The sequence below is a fragment of the Arenibacter nanhaiticus genome, from assembly GCF_900141935.1.
GTDB classification, from domain to species: domain Bacteria; phylum Bacteroidota; class Bacteroidia; order Flavobacteriales; family Flavobacteriaceae; genus Arenibacter; species Arenibacter nanhaiticus.
In genome coordinates this window covers 34597-49624 of record NZ_FQYX01000001.1, presented here as the reverse complement: position 1 = coordinate 49624, position 15028 = coordinate 34597, and the positions used below count along the sequence as shown (strand labels likewise).

Genomic DNA, 15028 nt, shown 5'->3' with positions numbered 1-15028 from the left:
CTTATTTAAAATCTATAAAATCTAATGGATTCACGGCACTACCGTTGCTCCAGAGTTCAAAATGAAGGTGTGGTCCGGTGGTCAGTTCTCCCGTATTCCCTACAGAAGCCACTACCTCTCCGGCGCGCACCATATCTCCCTGACTCTTATTTAGGGATCCATTGTGTTTGTATACACTAATGAGTCCGTTAGCGTGTTCTAAGATAATGACATATCCGGTTTCTGCCGTCCATTCCGCAAAAATAACGGTCCCATTGGCCACTGCTTTTATAGGGCTGTCCTTAGGGGCTACCACATCGACCGCAAAATGCTTGGTTTCTGGGTGGTATCCTTGGGAAATAGTACCGCTAAGCGGTGAAAACAACACCATTCCCGGCAAGTTTAAGTTTCTTTCGAACAAACTGTATTTGTCTTCCATTTCCACTTCGGAGCGTAAGATGGAATCTTCTTTAATAGGCGTTAAATCTACCGAAGAGGGGTCTAGCTTATACTGCTCAAACAAGGAATCCCTATCTACTTCGCTATATTCTATATCGCCCCGCAGTACTTGGCGAATGCTCCCTAAATACTTATTGGTATAATTTAGGGCCGTCACCAAGGAATCTGTTTTATAGGTGAGTTCTATAGCCTGCCTTTTGAGTTTTGTAGAGGAGTAGCCCGGAATATATTCGCGCAAGGGGGTAAAGGCTATCAACAAGGTGGTAAGCCCTATTAAGCCCACTATAAAAAGAGAACCGGTCACAAAAACATTCAACCTGCTCAGTTTAAACGATATTTTTTCCTCAAAGGTATTTTCGTTTAGTATTACCAAGCGGTATTTGTGCAACAGCTTCTGCTTTATTTCCTTTCTTTTTTTTCCTTTTTTAGCCATAATCAACAAATATAAGCTTAGTATTCCATAATAATTCCTTTCTATATATTTTTTGAAATTCTTAACGTTGACGGTCCCTAAAGGCCTAGCTACGATTAAGATGGTTTAAAATTAGCAGAATTATATATTTTTTTTGGCATTAAAATTAACAAGGTACTAATAACTTTTTTAGTACCTTTGTTGCTCTTAAATCATTCTATTATGATCACATTAAATACATTTTTTGTTATTGGCGCCCCTCAGATTATCCTTATTGTGGTGGTTGTTTTATTATTGTTTGGAGGGAAGAAGATCCCAGAATTAATGCGTGGCTTAGGAAGTGGCATTAAGGAGTTTAAAGACGCGTCTAAGGATGACGAGAATTTAGACCCTAAAAAAGTAGAAGACAAAAAGGAGTAAATCCTTTTCTAAACATATAAAAACATCCGTTTTACGGATGTTTTTTTTTGACTTATTTATTTTTACAGGCCGCACTCTTATGGCGGCGGATTTTTTATTGCCTTTATTTAAGGGAATTTTCTGCACGCCTGCCTTCCCTTTTTTCATCTCCCCTAAAGCTCCTGCAATCCCTAGGAGGCAATGTTACGCCTCAGCGTCCGCTTTCAGGAAACCAAAAAGCCTTACCAAGCTAATTAAATGACGATCCTTAATTGCCTCCGCATTTGGCAGAAAGTCATATTCACTGGTAGTACCGCAACCAAAGGGGAGCTGCTGATTACTGATTACTTTTTTTCTATTCATTAAATAGGGTCTCTTAGGCTGAATTATTTGTTTAAAATGACTGCTGCCAAGGCCAACGCGCCAGCTGGCCCCTTAGACCCCTTACGCCTCGGCGCAGACGCTCCGAGGGATACCACATTTTTAAACCTTAAAAAAGCAAAAAGTTATTCCTCCATATCTCGGTTCAATTTGTGCCAGGAATGGAGGTTAACCTCAATAGATTATTTTTCCTTTAAACTATATGTAATTGCATATAGTTAAATATTTTATACCTATATTATACGTAAATACATATAATTCATTATATTTAACTATTATTATATTTAAAAGCATATAATGAAACCTTTAGCGAAGTTTGTCAAAGAACGAAGAAAAGAAGTTAATCTAACCCAGGAAGAATTCGCCGAACGTGCAGGAGTAGCATTAACTGTGGTACGTAAAATCGAACAAGGAAAAACCAATCTAAATATGGACAAGGTTAACTTGGTCCTTAAAATGTTTGGTCATGAATTAGCTGCCGTTAACTCTAACGATCTAAATGAATGAGGAAGGGAAGGGTATTTTATAAAGACCACTTGGCCGGTATTATTACCGAAACCAATGAGGGGGAATATGTATTTCAATTGCTCACTGAAAACTTCCAAACAACATAACTTGATAACAAGATAATTTCATAACTGATATCATGTACTTCCTTATTAGTATTGCCCGCATTTAAGCATTGTTTATTGCTAATTGGTTATTGTTCACTGTATTCTCGCGTTAGGGATTGCAGCGGCATCCTTTTTTGGGCGGCTGTGCCGGCTAAAAAAGATACAGCGGAAAGCGCGACCCGATAGGGGAACGCCCACCTAAACATGAACGGCTATAGTATTGCCATCCTAGTAGCTCCCTACAAAATTACGACGCCTATATATAGCCCTAAAATCTCCCGGACCCACCAAAGGGATTTCTAGTAAAAAGCCTTCCATTTTAAGATACAAACGTAGCTTTTGACCTTCAAAAGGACTCTTTTTCGCCAATTTCTCTAGGCCCTATCCACAAACAACACGCCTTATACCACGGAAAAACCACCCTACGCAACAATAATAATTGGGTTTCTTTCTTTGCTCTTAATTTTGAGTATCCCATGCTATATAATGTGGGTACCATATGCCGATTAGCCCTACATATCGCCTGCAAGATTGCTTTCTATTGTTTCAATATCCGGAAGTTAGGCAGGCTCTTTATTGGAATTTAATAATAAAAGCTGCTGTAAAAAACATCCTAACCCCTGAATTTTCCAAACCATAACACCATGAAAAAATCCTTAACCGCCTGTTTTCTGCTGCTCTGTTTCTATGGCATGGCCCAAGAAGCGTCTATGGAACTGGCCTCGACCCAAACCAAAGACTTATTAGATTTACAACTTCCGATAGAGCAGCCCCTACACAAGGAGGAGCCTTCTAATAGCCCTATGGACGAAAAGACCTTTGCAAAAATCACCTCGGAAAAAAATATTACCAGCAGGACGTTTTATTTGCCAAAATCTGTTGCCGAAGGTTTTTATTTGATCTCCAAAGTGTACGAATCTGACGAAAAAGCGCAAGAATTACATCAGGAACAGTTAAAAAAAGGATTTTTATCTGGAATTGTCAATGCCTTTGACACCCAATATAATTATGTGTATCTAAACCATTATACGGTTTTAGAAGAAGCCATGGCCGATTATAACTCCAAGTTCAATGGACGTTACAAGGGGTATCTATGGCTTTTACAGGTGATCAATGACGAAAGTGTGGAAACGGCACGGCCAACAACCGCGCTGCTATCTTCCCCAGCCATTGCTGCAACAAGGCTTCCAAAACCTATGCCTTCCATGCCGCTCTTCGACGAAGCATTAGCTGCTGAAAAAGCAACCATAACCACTGCGGAAACTACCGCTATCGGTGATTCGGGGTCAATTCCCGCTCCTACCGTCGCTACTACTGCCCTGCCAACAGCAATACAGGCCATAACGCTCTTCGACGATGAAATAGCCGCTGATAAAACCCGATTGTTTTCTGCGGAAAACACCGATATGGCATCGGATGCCAATCTGGCCCCTGCCCTAACCGCCAAAGATTTTTCAACCCTTAGGACTACCATAGCCCCTATAACCGAAATTAACCGTCCGGAGCCCGTGCCACTGACCATGGCCGCAACTTTTTTAGAGGAATTAGAGGAAGATAACACCCCCCCATTAGCGGACAATAGCGCGGAAAATATTCAGGCCACGAGCAAGTCCACCACCAGTAAACTCGTAAAAAGAGCCAACCTATACTTTGATAAACTGTGGTATGCAGAAGCCGCGGAGATTTATGAAAAAGAGCTTAAAAAAGGTAAGAAATACTACCAAGCAGCTATTCTTAGGAAAGCTGCCGATGCCCATTATTTTAATACCAATATGGAAAGAGCCTATCACTGGTACCACGAACTGTACCTACATTACAAGGACAGTCTTGCGCCAGAGGAACTCTTTAAATACGCCCATACCCTAAAAGGGGTGGGGAAATACGGCCGAGCAAAACGCATGATGCGCCAATATAACAGACAGTTAGAAGAAAATAACTCACAACTTGCCAATACCGAAGCGGAGCTTTTAGCCGAAGAAAACGAAATGGACATTATATTGAATAACGAAAACAATGTACGCATTAACAACCTGAGTATCAATACGGAATACTCAGATTTCTCCCCCATGTTTTACCAAGACAAGGAGGTTGTTTTTGCCTCTGCCAAGGATTCTTCCTTTTTCAGTACCAGAACCTATAAATGGAACAACCAGCCTTACCTAGACCTCTATGTTTCTAGGGTAAATGAGGACACCGAAGACCTAATAAACGGCCATAAATTTTCGAATAAAATAAACACCAAATACCACGAGGCTGCCGTAAGTTTTTCACCGGACTACAAGACCATGTACTTTACCAGGAACAATTATGGCAAAAAACTGGGAAGGGATAAAAACGGTGTCAACCACCTAAAGATCTATACCTCTAAAAAGATTGGGGGCGAATGGACAGAAGCCAATGAAATGCCTTTTAATAGTGATGATTATTCTACTGGGCACCCAGCGGTTAGTCCAGATGGGAAAAAACTATATTTTGTCTCCGATATGCCAGGAACTTTGGGTGATACCGACATTTTTGTGGTAGATGTATTGGAAAACGACACCTATTCTTCTCCTAAAAATCTGGGGCCGGGAATAAACACCCCTAAAAAAGAAATGTTCCCTTTTGTCACCCAAAACAAACTGTACTTTTCCTCTAACGGCCATATGGGGCTGGGCGGATTGGATGTTTTTGAGACCGATTTGACCGATGGGGACGGATTTGGTCCTGTAAAAAATGTGGGGCGCCCTATTAACAGCAATAAAGACGACTTTTCCTATATCATAGACGAGGCCGATCAAAAAGGATATTTCGCCTCTAACAGGGCCGGAGGCAAGGGCGATGACGATATATATTCCTTTAACAATTTTGCGGTAGAAGAGGTGTTTGAAAATGCCATTGCCGGGCATGTAACGGAATTTATCACCGGAGAAGCCTTGCCCAATGCAAGGGTAGAACTGTACGATGAAAACAGCGATAAAATAACAGAAACAATGACAGATACCGATGGGTATTTTATTTTTGAGGCCCTAGATTCCCAAACCAAATACGCCATAAAAACCTCAAAAACCGAATTTTTCGATCAGACGATAGACACGCAAACCCTTAAAAACGATGTCGTAAACGTCAACCTCACCATGAAGAAATTAAAGGAAATGATCGTGATGGAAGGTGGAGAGAAAAAATTAAAGACCGATATTATTTACTTCGATTTTGACAAATCTTATATACGCCAGGACGCCGCTAAGGAACTCGATAAGTTGGTAGAAGTAATGACCGAATACGAAGAGATGGTCATTAAGATAGCCTCCCATACCGATTCTAGAGGTAGTGATGTGTACAACAAATACCTGTCGGACCAGCGAGCCAAAGCTACGCGAGACTATCTAATTTCCCAGGGTATTGCCAAGAACCGTATTGCCAGCGCAAAAGGATATGGCGAAGAACAGCCTATAAACGAATGTAGCGATAGCGTCCCCTGTAGTAGGGCCAAACACGAACTTAACAGGCGTTCGGAATTCATTATCGTAAAGATGTAGCGCGCAAAAAACGATCGCTAATAGCAAAATATAATAGCCAGTGGGGACGATTTGTTCTCACTGGCTTTGTTTTTAACAGTAGTACCGCTATTTAATATGATGGTCTTAAGGGCGTTCCCCTAACGGGTCGCGCTTTCCGCTGTATCTTTTTCAGCCGGCTGGGCCGCCTAAAAAAGGATGCCGCTGCAATCGCTAACGCAGATTTCAGTGAACAATTAGCAATTAGCAATTAGCAATAGAGAAAAGAAAAAAGAAAAAAGAGAGGACCGCACGGAAAATGCAACGATTTGCATTTACAGCGAGGGGCCATATCAATGTACAATAAGCAGTAAACAATGAAAATCAGTTATGAAGTTATCTTGTTATCAAGTTATGGTGAAGGGTGGAATTTAGTTGTCAATACTATTCAGGCATGGACAGCATTGTAATGCCTGAATTTAATTATCTAATAACCCCAAAGCACGCTGATTCTAGAAGAATTACCGTAGTGTCTAAAAACCCTTTGAAATTTGACCAACGTTTTAAACAAGTCAAATAAATTGAAAATATATAGTGCACCATAGCCCCACCAATTAACATTCTTTCCTAAGTCATATTAAAGGACTTTTTTATCCTTTAATATGACTTTTGTCATTTTTTTTGCCCTGTAATGCGACTATTTTTCGCCTCTCAAAAATTCTTTAAGGGGTATGGATCTCAAGAACAACATCATTCGATTAAAACAAGAAAAGAACGCCATTATTCTGGCCCATTATTACCAACGTCCAGAAATTCAGGAAATCGCCGACTATGTGGGCGACAGCTTGGGGCTTTCCCAGAAAGCCGCCGATACCGATGCCGACATTATTGTCTTTGCTGGGGTCCATTTTATGGCAGAAACCGCAAAAATCCTGAATCCCGCAAAAACCGTTCTTTTGCCCGACCTAAAAGCCGGCTGTTCCTTGGCAGATTCTTGTCCCCCCGCCTCTTTCAAAAAATTCAAAGAACAACATCCCGATCATTATGTGGTTACCTATATCAATTGTTCGGCAGAAATAAAGGCGATGAGCGATGTGGTCTGCACCTCTTCCAATGCGGTACAGATCGTAGCAGCTGTACCAAAAGACCGGCCCATTATTTTTGCCCCGGACAGAAACCTGGGCAAATACGTCGCCAAAAAAACGGGGCGCGACCTTTTGCTTTGGGATGGTGCCTGTGAGGTGCACCAAGCCTTTTCCATAGATAAATTATTGACGCTGTACCGGAAATACCCCAAGGCCAAAATAATTGTCCACCCAGAATCGGAGGATCACCTATTAGGCATTGCCAATTTTATTGGGTCTACGGCCCAAATGATCGAATACGTCAAAAAACAGCCCGGACACGACTATATAGTGGCCACGGAGGCGGGAATCTTGCACAAGATGCAAGAGGCAGTACCAAATACCGTACTGATTCCGGCGCCTGCCAAGGAAGACAACAGCTGTGCCTGTAGCGAATGTGCCTTTATGAAAGTTAATACCCTGGAGAAAATTTACGATAGCCTGCGCCACGGAGCCCCGGAAATACAGCTGCCAGAAGCCCTATTGGCCCCTGCCCTACTGCCTATTCAAAGAATGCTGGAACACTCAAAATAAGCTTATGGAAACCCATACTCTTGTCATTGGTTCCGGGGTAGCCGGACTCACCTTTGCCATTAAAATGGCCACGGAATTCCCCCATAAAAAGGTGACCATAGTGACCAAGGCAGCAAAAGGCGAATCGAATACCAAATACGCCCAAGGCGGAGTAGCCGTAGTATCGGATTTAAAGGAAGATTCTTATGAGAACCATATTCAGGACACCTTAACCGCCGGAGATGGCCTATGCGACCCCGAAATCGTTGCTATGGTCGTAAAAGAAGGGCCATTGCGATTGGCGGAACTGATGCGTTGGGGCGCCAATTTTGATTGCGACACATCGGGCAAGCTCAATTTGGGGAAAGAAGGCGGACATTCGGAATACAGAGTAGTCCATCATAAGGATATCACCGGTTTTGAAATAGAAAGAGCCCTACTGAAAAGAATCGCCGCCTTGCCAAACATAACGCTCCTACCCTATCATTTCACCGTCGATCTGATTACCGGACACCATTTCAGTACCACAGCTTCCTCCCCTACTAGCTGCTATGGCGCCTATGTGATGGACGAGAAAAGTGGCGAGGTATTTCCCATAAAAGCATCGAGTACCCTATTGGCTACCGGAGGAATGGGGCGGCTATATGGGCATACCACCAACCCATTGGTGGCCACAGGCGATGGGATAGCCATGGCCTACAGAGCCAAAGCGGATATTGAAGACATGGAATTTATTCAGTTTCACCCCACGGCCCTATACGAGGGCAAAGAAGGTCCGGCTTTCCTTATTTCGGAAGCCGTAAGGGGATTTGGTGCCTTTTTGCGCAATGGGAAAGGCGATAGGTTTATGCCAAAATATCACCCAAAAGCAGAACTGGCCTCTAGGGATATCGTAGCACAAAGCATCGATAATGAATTAAGAAAATCTGGGGACACCCACGTTTTTCTAGACTGTACCCATTTAGAAATGACAGCCTTTAAAAAGCATTTTCCCAATATTTATAAGAGGTGCTTAGATGCCGGGTATGCCCTTGAAAAAGATATGATCCCGGTAGTACCGGCGGCACATTACCTCTGTGGCGGAATTAAGGTGGACAGGCACGGGCGGACCTCTATCCGCAATTTATTTGCCTGTGGGGAATGCACAAGGACCGGCTTGCACGGCGCCAACAGGTTGGCATCGAACTCTATCTTGGAAGCCTTGGTATACGCCCATAATAGTTTTGTCTATCACAAGGCGAACCCACTGCAGCCCTCCCCTGTTGCCGTACCGCCCTGGAAGGACAATGGCGTTTCTTATCCCCAGGACCAAAATGCCATTGAGCAACAACTAAAGGCACTACAGGCCTTGATGCGGACTTCCGTCGGGATCGTAAGAAGCCAAGAACAATTGCAGAAAGCCGAGGAACAATTAGCGCTTATATACCAAGAAGTAACCTCCCTTTACAAGCACTCTAAAATGAGTCCGCCTCTTTGCGAATTGCGAAATATGGTGAACTTGGCACATTTGATCATTGGCCAGTCCTTAAAACGGACGACCAATAAAGGCGGCTATTATAAGGTGGATTTAATTGATAACACTGAAGAAATAAGAGGTACAGAGCCATTGTTGTGTCTATAAGGTTCAGCGGTCAAAAACTACAAAGGAAAGTCGCTAAAATTTGGCCGCAGTAACTCCGCTAAGTATTGAAAGCCTACACAAGAATCTCTTCCCCACATATAAATACTGCCTTGGCAAGGCCCCACATAAAACAAGGCCAACGGCCAACCCCCTTTCCTATTTGCCGACCTTATACTCCCATCGTCCAATTTATTTTTCTGCCCTTTAAATATTCAATACATTAAAGTTATAACCCATTAAAACGCAGCAATATGAAAAAAGTTTTACTCATGAAAGAAATTTATTTGGAAGCCTTTAAAAATCTGGGACATATTATCCTCAAACAATATTTCAAGGCCTTTTCCATTTTTTGTTTCTGTTTAATCGCCCTTGTTATCTACGCTTTCTTGTTCAGGGTCTTTACCGGATTCTCCTTTTAAAAAATCGGAAAGTACGTTAATGGCCCCATAAGCGCCTTGTTTTAGTACTTGGCGGGTGTTTTCTTGTGCCCTGTCCCCAAATATTCATTCTACCGACTCCCTATAGCCTATCCAGACCTTTTCGGGACCTTTTAATCCACTTTTTATTTCGTGGAAGGGAATTTTATTCCTTCTGCACAATGCCGTCGTAAATAGGCCTTAAAACAAGTATGGCGCCCAGTGGGCGCCATACAGCATAATTTTATTGTTGAGGATACCTATGATTTGTCATCGGTAAAGCGCAGTGTCCTTAGAATAGCTTCGAGTTCGAACATAAAATCCCTTTTCTCGGTAGCCGGGGCAAAGGTAAATCCTTCTATCACGATCTTGCGGTCGTTCTTTTTATCGTTCACGATATAGGTCAAGAAAGGTCCGGCCATAGGATAGCCGTTAATTTCCCATATTCCTTTTACCTCGGCTGCTTTTCTTCCGCCGATCTCGGCAGGAAAAACATAGGGGGCAAAGGCTTTTTCGGTCATCATATAAGTGGTTTTCCCAGGAACATCGGGTCCGGGAATATATAATTTACCAATAGAATCGCGCATCCTTACGATATCCTTTACCAAGCTAGAATCGCTTTTAAACTGATTCCCGGGCACAGAATACGCAATGATGTTCATAGTTCCTTTTTGGATCTGCCTGTCTATCCATACAAAGTTGTCCTCTTCTTTCCCTACCTTATAGATAGAGGGAATCGATAGGCTGATCCCAAATTTTTTCTCAAGTACATTTTCCTTGTTCAGTGACTTTAAAAAACGTTTTTGGGCCTCTTGGATTTCGACCGATTTAAAGGCATGGATAATTTCATCGGATTTGGCATCCAAATTTTTCATGATTTCTTCCTCGGTAGCTCCTTTGATCACCCCTACTTTTTGTGGCCTCGCATAAAGGTCGCTCTTGATATGGGCCAAATTCAAGGTATCCTTGGAGACATACAAGACCGATCTTGTGTTGATAATGGTCCCCGAAAATACTTTGGTGGGCATGTGATTGATGGTAAAAAGAGGCTCTTCCCAGGAAAGGCCCAAAACCGGGGCCGCAAAATGCTCTCGCACCTTATCGCCCACTTCTCCTTCCCACAACTGGTTGTCCATCACTACGGCCAAGGAATTAATGGCCCCGATAGACTCTGGCAAATACTTTTTCTTCTCTTTGTCATCACAAGAAACAAGGGTCACAAAGACCAACAACAACAGCGTAAATTTTATTTTCATAGTAGTTTTTAATTACGAGGAACAATCGCACAATTTAAGTTTTGTACCCGGTTTGATGTTGTTACCACTAATACCGTTCCATTTTCGCAAATTATCGATAGAAATTCCAGGATATTTTTTTGAGATGGTCCATAGGGAGTCTCCATTTCTCACCGTATGCACCTTATAACCTGCGGGGGAGGAGGCTTTTCCACTGTTGTTTACCACCGCTCCATTGGTTTTAGGATAGATCGTTAATCGCTGTCCTATTCTCAGATTATTGCTTCTTAAACCGTTCCACGTTTTTATCTGGCTGACCCTGACCCCATAACGGGCGGCAATTTTTCCCAGGAAATCGCCGCTCTTAACGCGGTACCGTATCTGATCTTCGGCCTGCACTATTTGAGGCAATGGTTTCTCCTTTGCTTTCAGTTCATTTTGAACAAAGGCATAAATGGCCTCCTCATTGGTGACAAATTTTCCCATGGCATCCACAGGCAAGCGAAGGGCGTAGTTTTTACCCTTCACATAGGGGATGATCTTTAATTTATAAGACGGGTTCAGCAGCTCCAATTCCTCGACACTTACATTGACCAAATCCGAAATCTGGTCGAAGGTAATGGTGCTTTTTACGTGAATCGTATCGGTCTCAAAATAAGGGCGCTCAACCGGATTTCTGGTAAATCCGTGTTCTTCGGCATATTCAAAAATATACATGGTCGCTAAAAAAGCGGGCACATACCCTGCGGTTTCCCTAGGCAGGTTTCTTCTGATGTTCCAATAGTTTTTGTATCCACCAGATCTTCTGATGGCTTTGTTGACATTTCCGGGTCCTGAGTTATAGGCCGCTAAGACCAAATCCCAATCTTCGAAAACACCGTATAATTTTTTGAGGTACAAACTGGCGGCTTGGGTCGATTTGATAGGGTCGCTCCTTTCGTCGACATAACTGCTCACATTTAAATCGAACATTTTACCGGTGGGGTACATAAATTGCCAAAGTCCCGTTGCCCCTACCCTAGAGCGGGCCTTGGGGTTTAAGGCCGATTCTACGATGGCCAAATATTTAAGTTCCAATGGCACATCCTGGTTGTCCAATTCCTGTTCGAACATCGGAAAATAGAACTGGCTGACCTTGAGCATGCGTTCCATGAGGCCCCTTCTGCGGGTCAGGAACATATTGATTACGTTCTCTAAAGAAGGGTTGTAACTGATATTGAAGGGTGTTTTTTGGTTCAGTGCCTTTAAACGGGCCTTTAGGCTATCGGTATGCACGCTTAAGTAGTAGGTAGAATCTACCTCCATGCTCCTTATATCTTCATAGATGGTATCGAATAAAGAAGCACTCTGGTACAACTCTTTCATCCAAAGGCTATCGTAGGCCGCCGCACGGGCATGGTCTTTTAGGTCATAAGAGGTTTGCCCCTTTAGAATTACCATAGGATCGTCCGAAAGCTCTTCCTTAGATTCCATTTCCTCCATCAGCTCTCCCCCTTCCATATCCATTTCCAAGGTGTCAATTTCAACAGGCTTCACCTTTGCTATCTTACGCTTGTCCTTTGGAACGGCATCTATTTCCTGGGCCATCGAGCTCCCTGTAAAACCCAACGCCATCATACCCAGCAACAAATATCTATATCCCCTCATAACACTAATACTTTTAAAATTGGAGTAGCCAAAAACCGTTCCTTTTTTCAAATTATAAAATATATTTTAAAAAAGCGCAGCGATTTTTGGCTATCCTATGAACTCACCCCTAAAAAAGGCTGTAATTAATCTAAAATTGCAGCAATACCAGGAAGAACTTTCCCCTCAAGGCTCTCTAACATAGCACCACCACCGGTAGATACATAGCTCACCTTGTCTTCGAATCCGAATTGTTTTACTGCCGCGACAGAGTCTCCCCCACCGACTAATGAGAAAGCACCGTTTTCCGTTGCCTCTACAATATAGTCACCGATAGCAATGGTACCTTTGGCAAAGCTTTCCATTTCAAAAACACCTACTGGTCCGTTCCATAAAATGGTTTTGGATTTTAGGATTACTTCCTTGAATATTTCCAATGTTTTAGGACCGGCATCCAAACCTTCCCAACCATCGGGAATAGCCATTACATCTACTACCTGCGTCTTGGCATTGTTGTTAAAATCGTCCGCAGCGATTACGTCTACAGGAATATGTACCTGTACACCTTTTGCTTCCGCCTGTTTTAGGATATCTAAAGCAAGCTCCATTTTATCGTCCTCACAAATAGAGTTTCCTACTTTTCCTCCTTGTGCCTTGATAAAAGTATAGGTCATTCCCCCACCGATGATCAGGTGGTCTACCTTGTCCAATATGTTTTCTATAATGGTAATTTTTGAAGATACCTTAGAACCTCCTAAAATAGCCGTCACCGGTTTTTCGCCAGTACGCATAATTTTTTCGATCGCTTCTATTTCTTTGGCCAACAAGAATCCAAAACACTTTTTATCTTCAAAAAACTGGGCAATGATGGTTGTAGAAGCATGAGCCCTGTGCGCTGTTCCAAAGGCATCGTTTACATAAATATCGCCTAATTTTGACAATTCTTCGGCAAAAGCTTTATCTCCTTTTTCTTCCTCGGCGTGGAACCGTAGGTTTTCTAACAACAGTACTTCCCCGGTTTTCAATTCCGCAACCGCTTTTTCGGCTTCTGCACCGACACATGCAGCTACGAATTTTACTTCAACGCCTAGTACTTCAGATACCTTATTGCAAAGGTGTTTTAAGGACATATCCGCATTTGCCTGACCTTTTGGTCTGCCCAAGTGGCTCATAAGTACGGCACTACCGCCATCTTCTAATACTTTAATTATAGTAGGCTTGGCAGCTTCAATCCTATTATCGTCCGTTACATTAAAATCTGCATCCAAAGGAACATTGAAATCTACTCGGATTAATGCCTTCTTACCTTTAAAATTAAAATCGTTGATGGTTTTCATATATAATATTGATTTTTAGAGAAACGCAAATGTAAAGATTTATGAGATGGGTGTAAAGCCACTTTGTCAATTATTTAGACATTCCTATGGTAAACCTTCCTTCTAAAATAAGAAATTGCTTTTCATATGCGGGTGTTTATTGTTTTTTAACGGTCATACTTCGGCGGCGCTCAGTACAAGCATGTAATTCCCATAGTTGAATCCATGGTTGCGACAATTTTTTGGTCTTGCTCATTTCATAATTATTAAAACCGCTATATTTGAGGCATGCTATTTAAGGATATTTTAGGGCTTTCCCATATTAAAAATCATTTGATTTCCAGTACCGATGCCGGCCGTATTCCACATGCCCAACTTTTTGTTGGTCCCGAAGGTTGCGGCACCCTGGCATTGGCCATCAGTTATGCGCAATACATTCTCTGTGGCAATACGGGGGGCGAAAACGATACTGGCAACCAAGCCTGCAATGTAAAGATCAATGCCCTGTCGCATCCCGACCTGCATTTTGTTTTTCCGGTTGCCAATTCCGACAAAGTAAAGAGTCACCCCGTAAGCGACCTGTTTTTAGAAGAATGGCGACAGTTTGTTCGGGAGCAACCCTACGGAAACCTTTTCGATTGGTATAAACTGATAGGAATAGAGAATAAACAAGGCATGATAGGGGTAGATGAGGCCCACGACATCGTAAAAAAATTGACCTTAAAATCCTATGAAGGGGGCTATAAGGTGATGATTATTTGGATGGCCGATAAAATGAACGTCAGTGCGGCCAACAAGCTATTAAAATTAATAGAAGAGCCTCCCCACAAAACCATCTTTATCCTAATTACCGAAGAGGAGGAACAGATTTTGCAGACCATCCGGTCGCGCTGCCAGGTATTGCACTTCCCTCCCTTGGCCGAGGAAGACATTGCCCGAGCCTTGACCGAAAAAGGGATGAGCAGACAAGATGCCTTGGGGGTTGCCCATGAAGCCAATGGCAACTTTAACAAGGCCCTCGATTTTATGAACAACGAATCCGAGGACAAGGTATTCGAAAAGTGGTTTGTGCAATGGGTGCGAAGTGCCTTTAAGGCCAAGGGCAACAAAGCGGCCATACACGACCTTATTGCCTGGAGCGAAGTGGTAGCCAAAACAGGTAGGGAAACCCAAAAGAAATTCTTGAGCTACTGCCTCTCGGTAATGCGCCAAGCCCTATTGATCAATTACAATACGGAATCACTCGCCTATATGCAAATACATGTAGAAGGCTTTCAGATCGAGAAATTCGCCCCCTTTGTGCACGGCAATAATATTCTGCCGATCGTTCAGGAATTGGAAGATGCCATGTACCATATTGAGCGCAACGGGAATTCCAAGATCATTTTAATGGACCTCTCCATTAAACTCACCCGTCTCTTACATAAAAAAGCAGTGTAATATAACCCTATAACAAA

Annotated in this window: 12 protein-coding genes; 7 read left to right on the top strand and 5 right to left on the bottom strand. The window is 42.7% G+C overall.

The features are described 5' to 3' along the window. Nucleotide 1 precedes the first annotated feature (1 nt). Complete coding sequence (locus tag BUA16_RS00155) at nucleotides 2–871, bottom strand: M23 family metallopeptidase (protein ID WP_072762619.1); 870 nt, start codon at nucleotides 869–871, stop codon at nucleotides 2–4. Between the two features lie 201 nt (nucleotides 872–1072). On the opposite strand from BUA16_RS00155, the gene tatA reads away from it, so the two are divergent. Continuing rightward, nucleotides 1073–1270 (top strand): twin-arginine translocase TatA/TatE family subunit, encoded by a 198-nt coding sequence (gene tatA / locus BUA16_RS00150; RefSeq protein ID WP_072762618.1) that lies wholly within the window; start codon nucleotides 1073–1075, stop codon nucleotides 1268–1270. Between the two features lie 183 nt (nucleotides 1271–1453). Here tatA and BUA16_RS18545 read toward each other — a convergent pair whose 3' ends face one another. Next, the gene (locus tag BUA16_RS18545) at nucleotides 1454–1612 is read right to left on the bottom strand and encodes a hypothetical protein (protein WP_178338823.1); all 159 of its coding nucleotides are present in this window, start codon (nucleotides 1610–1612) and stop codon (nucleotides 1454–1456) included. A 315-nt stretch (nucleotides 1613–1927) separates the two neighbouring features. Here BUA16_RS18545 and BUA16_RS00135 point away from each other — a divergent pair, with 315 nt between their 5' ends. The 5 genes from BUA16_RS00135 to BUA16_RS18540 all read left to right on the top strand — a co-directional run bounded on the left by BUA16_RS00135 (nucleotide 1928) and on the right by BUA16_RS18540 (nucleotide 9397). Beyond that, nucleotides 1928–2137 carry a helix-turn-helix domain-containing protein gene (locus BUA16_RS00135; RefSeq protein ID WP_072762615.1) on the top strand — a complete coding sequence of 70 codons (210 nt, stop codon included), beginning with the start codon at nucleotides 1928–1930 and terminating at the stop codon, nucleotides 2135–2137. Between the two features lie 751 nt (nucleotides 2138–2888). Next, the gene (locus BUA16_RS00125; protein ID WP_245795488.1) at nucleotides 2889–5762 is read left to right on the top strand and encodes an OmpA family protein; all 2874 of its coding nucleotides are present in this window, start codon (nucleotides 2889–2891) and stop codon (nucleotides 5760–5762) included. A 689-nt stretch (nucleotides 5763–6451) separates the two neighbouring features. Beyond that, a complete protein-coding gene (nadA, locus tag BUA16_RS00120; RefSeq protein WP_072762614.1) occupies nucleotides 6452–7378 on the top strand; it encodes a quinolinate synthase NadA in 927 nt (308 codons plus the stop codon). Between the two features lie 4 nt (nucleotides 7379–7382). Beyond that, the gene (nadB, locus tag BUA16_RS00115) at nucleotides 7383–8978 is read left to right on the top strand and encodes an L-aspartate oxidase (protein ID WP_072762613.1); all 1596 of its coding nucleotides are present in this window, start codon (nucleotides 7383–7385) and stop codon (nucleotides 8976–8978) included. Between the two features lie 251 nt (nucleotides 8979–9229). Then, nucleotides 9230–9397: a DUF6747 family protein gene (locus BUA16_RS18540; RefSeq protein ID WP_178338822.1), complete on the top strand. Its 168-nt coding sequence runs from the start codon at nucleotides 9230–9232 to the stop codon at nucleotides 9395–9397. Nucleotides 9398–9654: 257 nt separating this feature from the next. Here BUA16_RS18540 and BUA16_RS00110 read toward each other — a convergent pair whose 3' ends face one another. The 3 genes from BUA16_RS00110 to BUA16_RS00100 all read right to left on the bottom strand — a co-directional run bounded on the left by BUA16_RS00110 (nucleotide 9655) and on the right by BUA16_RS00100 (nucleotide 13592). After that, on the bottom strand, nucleotides 9655–10650 hold the full coding sequence (locus tag BUA16_RS00110) for a DUF4837 family protein (protein WP_072762612.1): 996 nt from the start codon (nucleotides 10648–10650) through the stop codon (nucleotides 9655–9657). 12 nt (nucleotides 10651–10662) lie between these two features. Further along, complete coding sequence (locus tag BUA16_RS00105; protein ID WP_072762825.1) at nucleotides 10663–12276, bottom strand: LysM peptidoglycan-binding domain-containing protein; 1614 nt, start codon at nucleotides 12274–12276, stop codon at nucleotides 10663–10665. 125 nt (nucleotides 12277–12401) lie between these two features. Further along, nucleotides 12402–13592, bottom strand: coding sequence for a phosphoglycerate kinase (locus BUA16_RS00100; protein ID WP_072762611.1), 1191 nt, complete (start codon nucleotides 13590–13592; stop codon nucleotides 12402–12404). Nucleotides 13593–13859: 267 nt separating this feature from the next. On the opposite strand from BUA16_RS00100, the gene holB reads away from it, so the two are divergent. Next, the gene (gene holB, locus BUA16_RS00095; RefSeq protein ID WP_072762610.1) at nucleotides 13860–15011 is read left to right on the top strand and encodes a DNA polymerase III subunit delta'; all 1152 of its coding nucleotides are present in this window, start codon (nucleotides 13860–13862) and stop codon (nucleotides 15009–15011) included. Nucleotides 15012–15028: the final 17 nt, after the last annotated feature.

Coding starts and splice junctions, on each gene's coding strand:
- BUA16_RS00110 (WP_072762612.1), bottom strand. CDS start 10,650: ATGAAAATAAAATTTACGCTGTTGTTGTTGGTCTTTGTGACCCTTGTT.
- BUA16_RS00125 (WP_245795488.1), top strand. CDS start 2,889: ATGAAAAAATCCTTAACCGCCTGTTTTCTGCTGCTCTGTTTCTATGGC.
- BUA16_RS00135 (WP_072762615.1), top strand. CDS start 1,928: ATGAAACCTTTAGCGAAGTTTGTCAAAGAACGAAGAAAAGAAGTTAAT.
- tatA (WP_072762618.1), top strand. CDS start 1,073: ATGATCACATTAAATACATTTTTTGTTATTGGCGCCCCTCAGATTATC.
- BUA16_RS00155 (WP_072762619.1), bottom strand. CDS start 871: ATGGCTAAAAAAGGAAAAAAAAGAAAGGAAATAAAGCAGAAGCTGTTG.
- BUA16_RS18545 (WP_178338823.1), bottom strand. CDS start 1,612: ATGAATAGAAAAAAAGTAATCAGTAATCAGCAGCTCCCCTTTGGTTGC.
- nadA (WP_072762614.1), top strand. CDS start 6,452: ATGGATCTCAAGAACAACATCATTCGATTAAAACAAGAAAAGAACGCC.
- holB (WP_072762610.1), top strand. CDS start 13,860: ATGCTATTTAAGGATATTTTAGGGCTTTCCCATATTAAAAATCATTTG.
- BUA16_RS18540 (WP_178338822.1), top strand. CDS start 9,230: ATGAAAAAAGTTTTACTCATGAAAGAAATTTATTTGGAAGCCTTTAAA.
- BUA16_RS00100 (WP_072762611.1), bottom strand. CDS start 13,592: ATGAAAACCATCAACGATTTTAATTTTAAAGGTAAGAAGGCATTAATC.
- BUA16_RS00105 (WP_072762825.1), bottom strand. CDS start 12,276: ATGAGGGGATATAGATATTTGTTGCTGGGTATGATGGCGTTGGGTTTT.
- nadB (WP_072762613.1), top strand. CDS start 7,383: ATGGAAACCCATACTCTTGTCATTGGTTCCGGGGTAGCCGGACTCACC.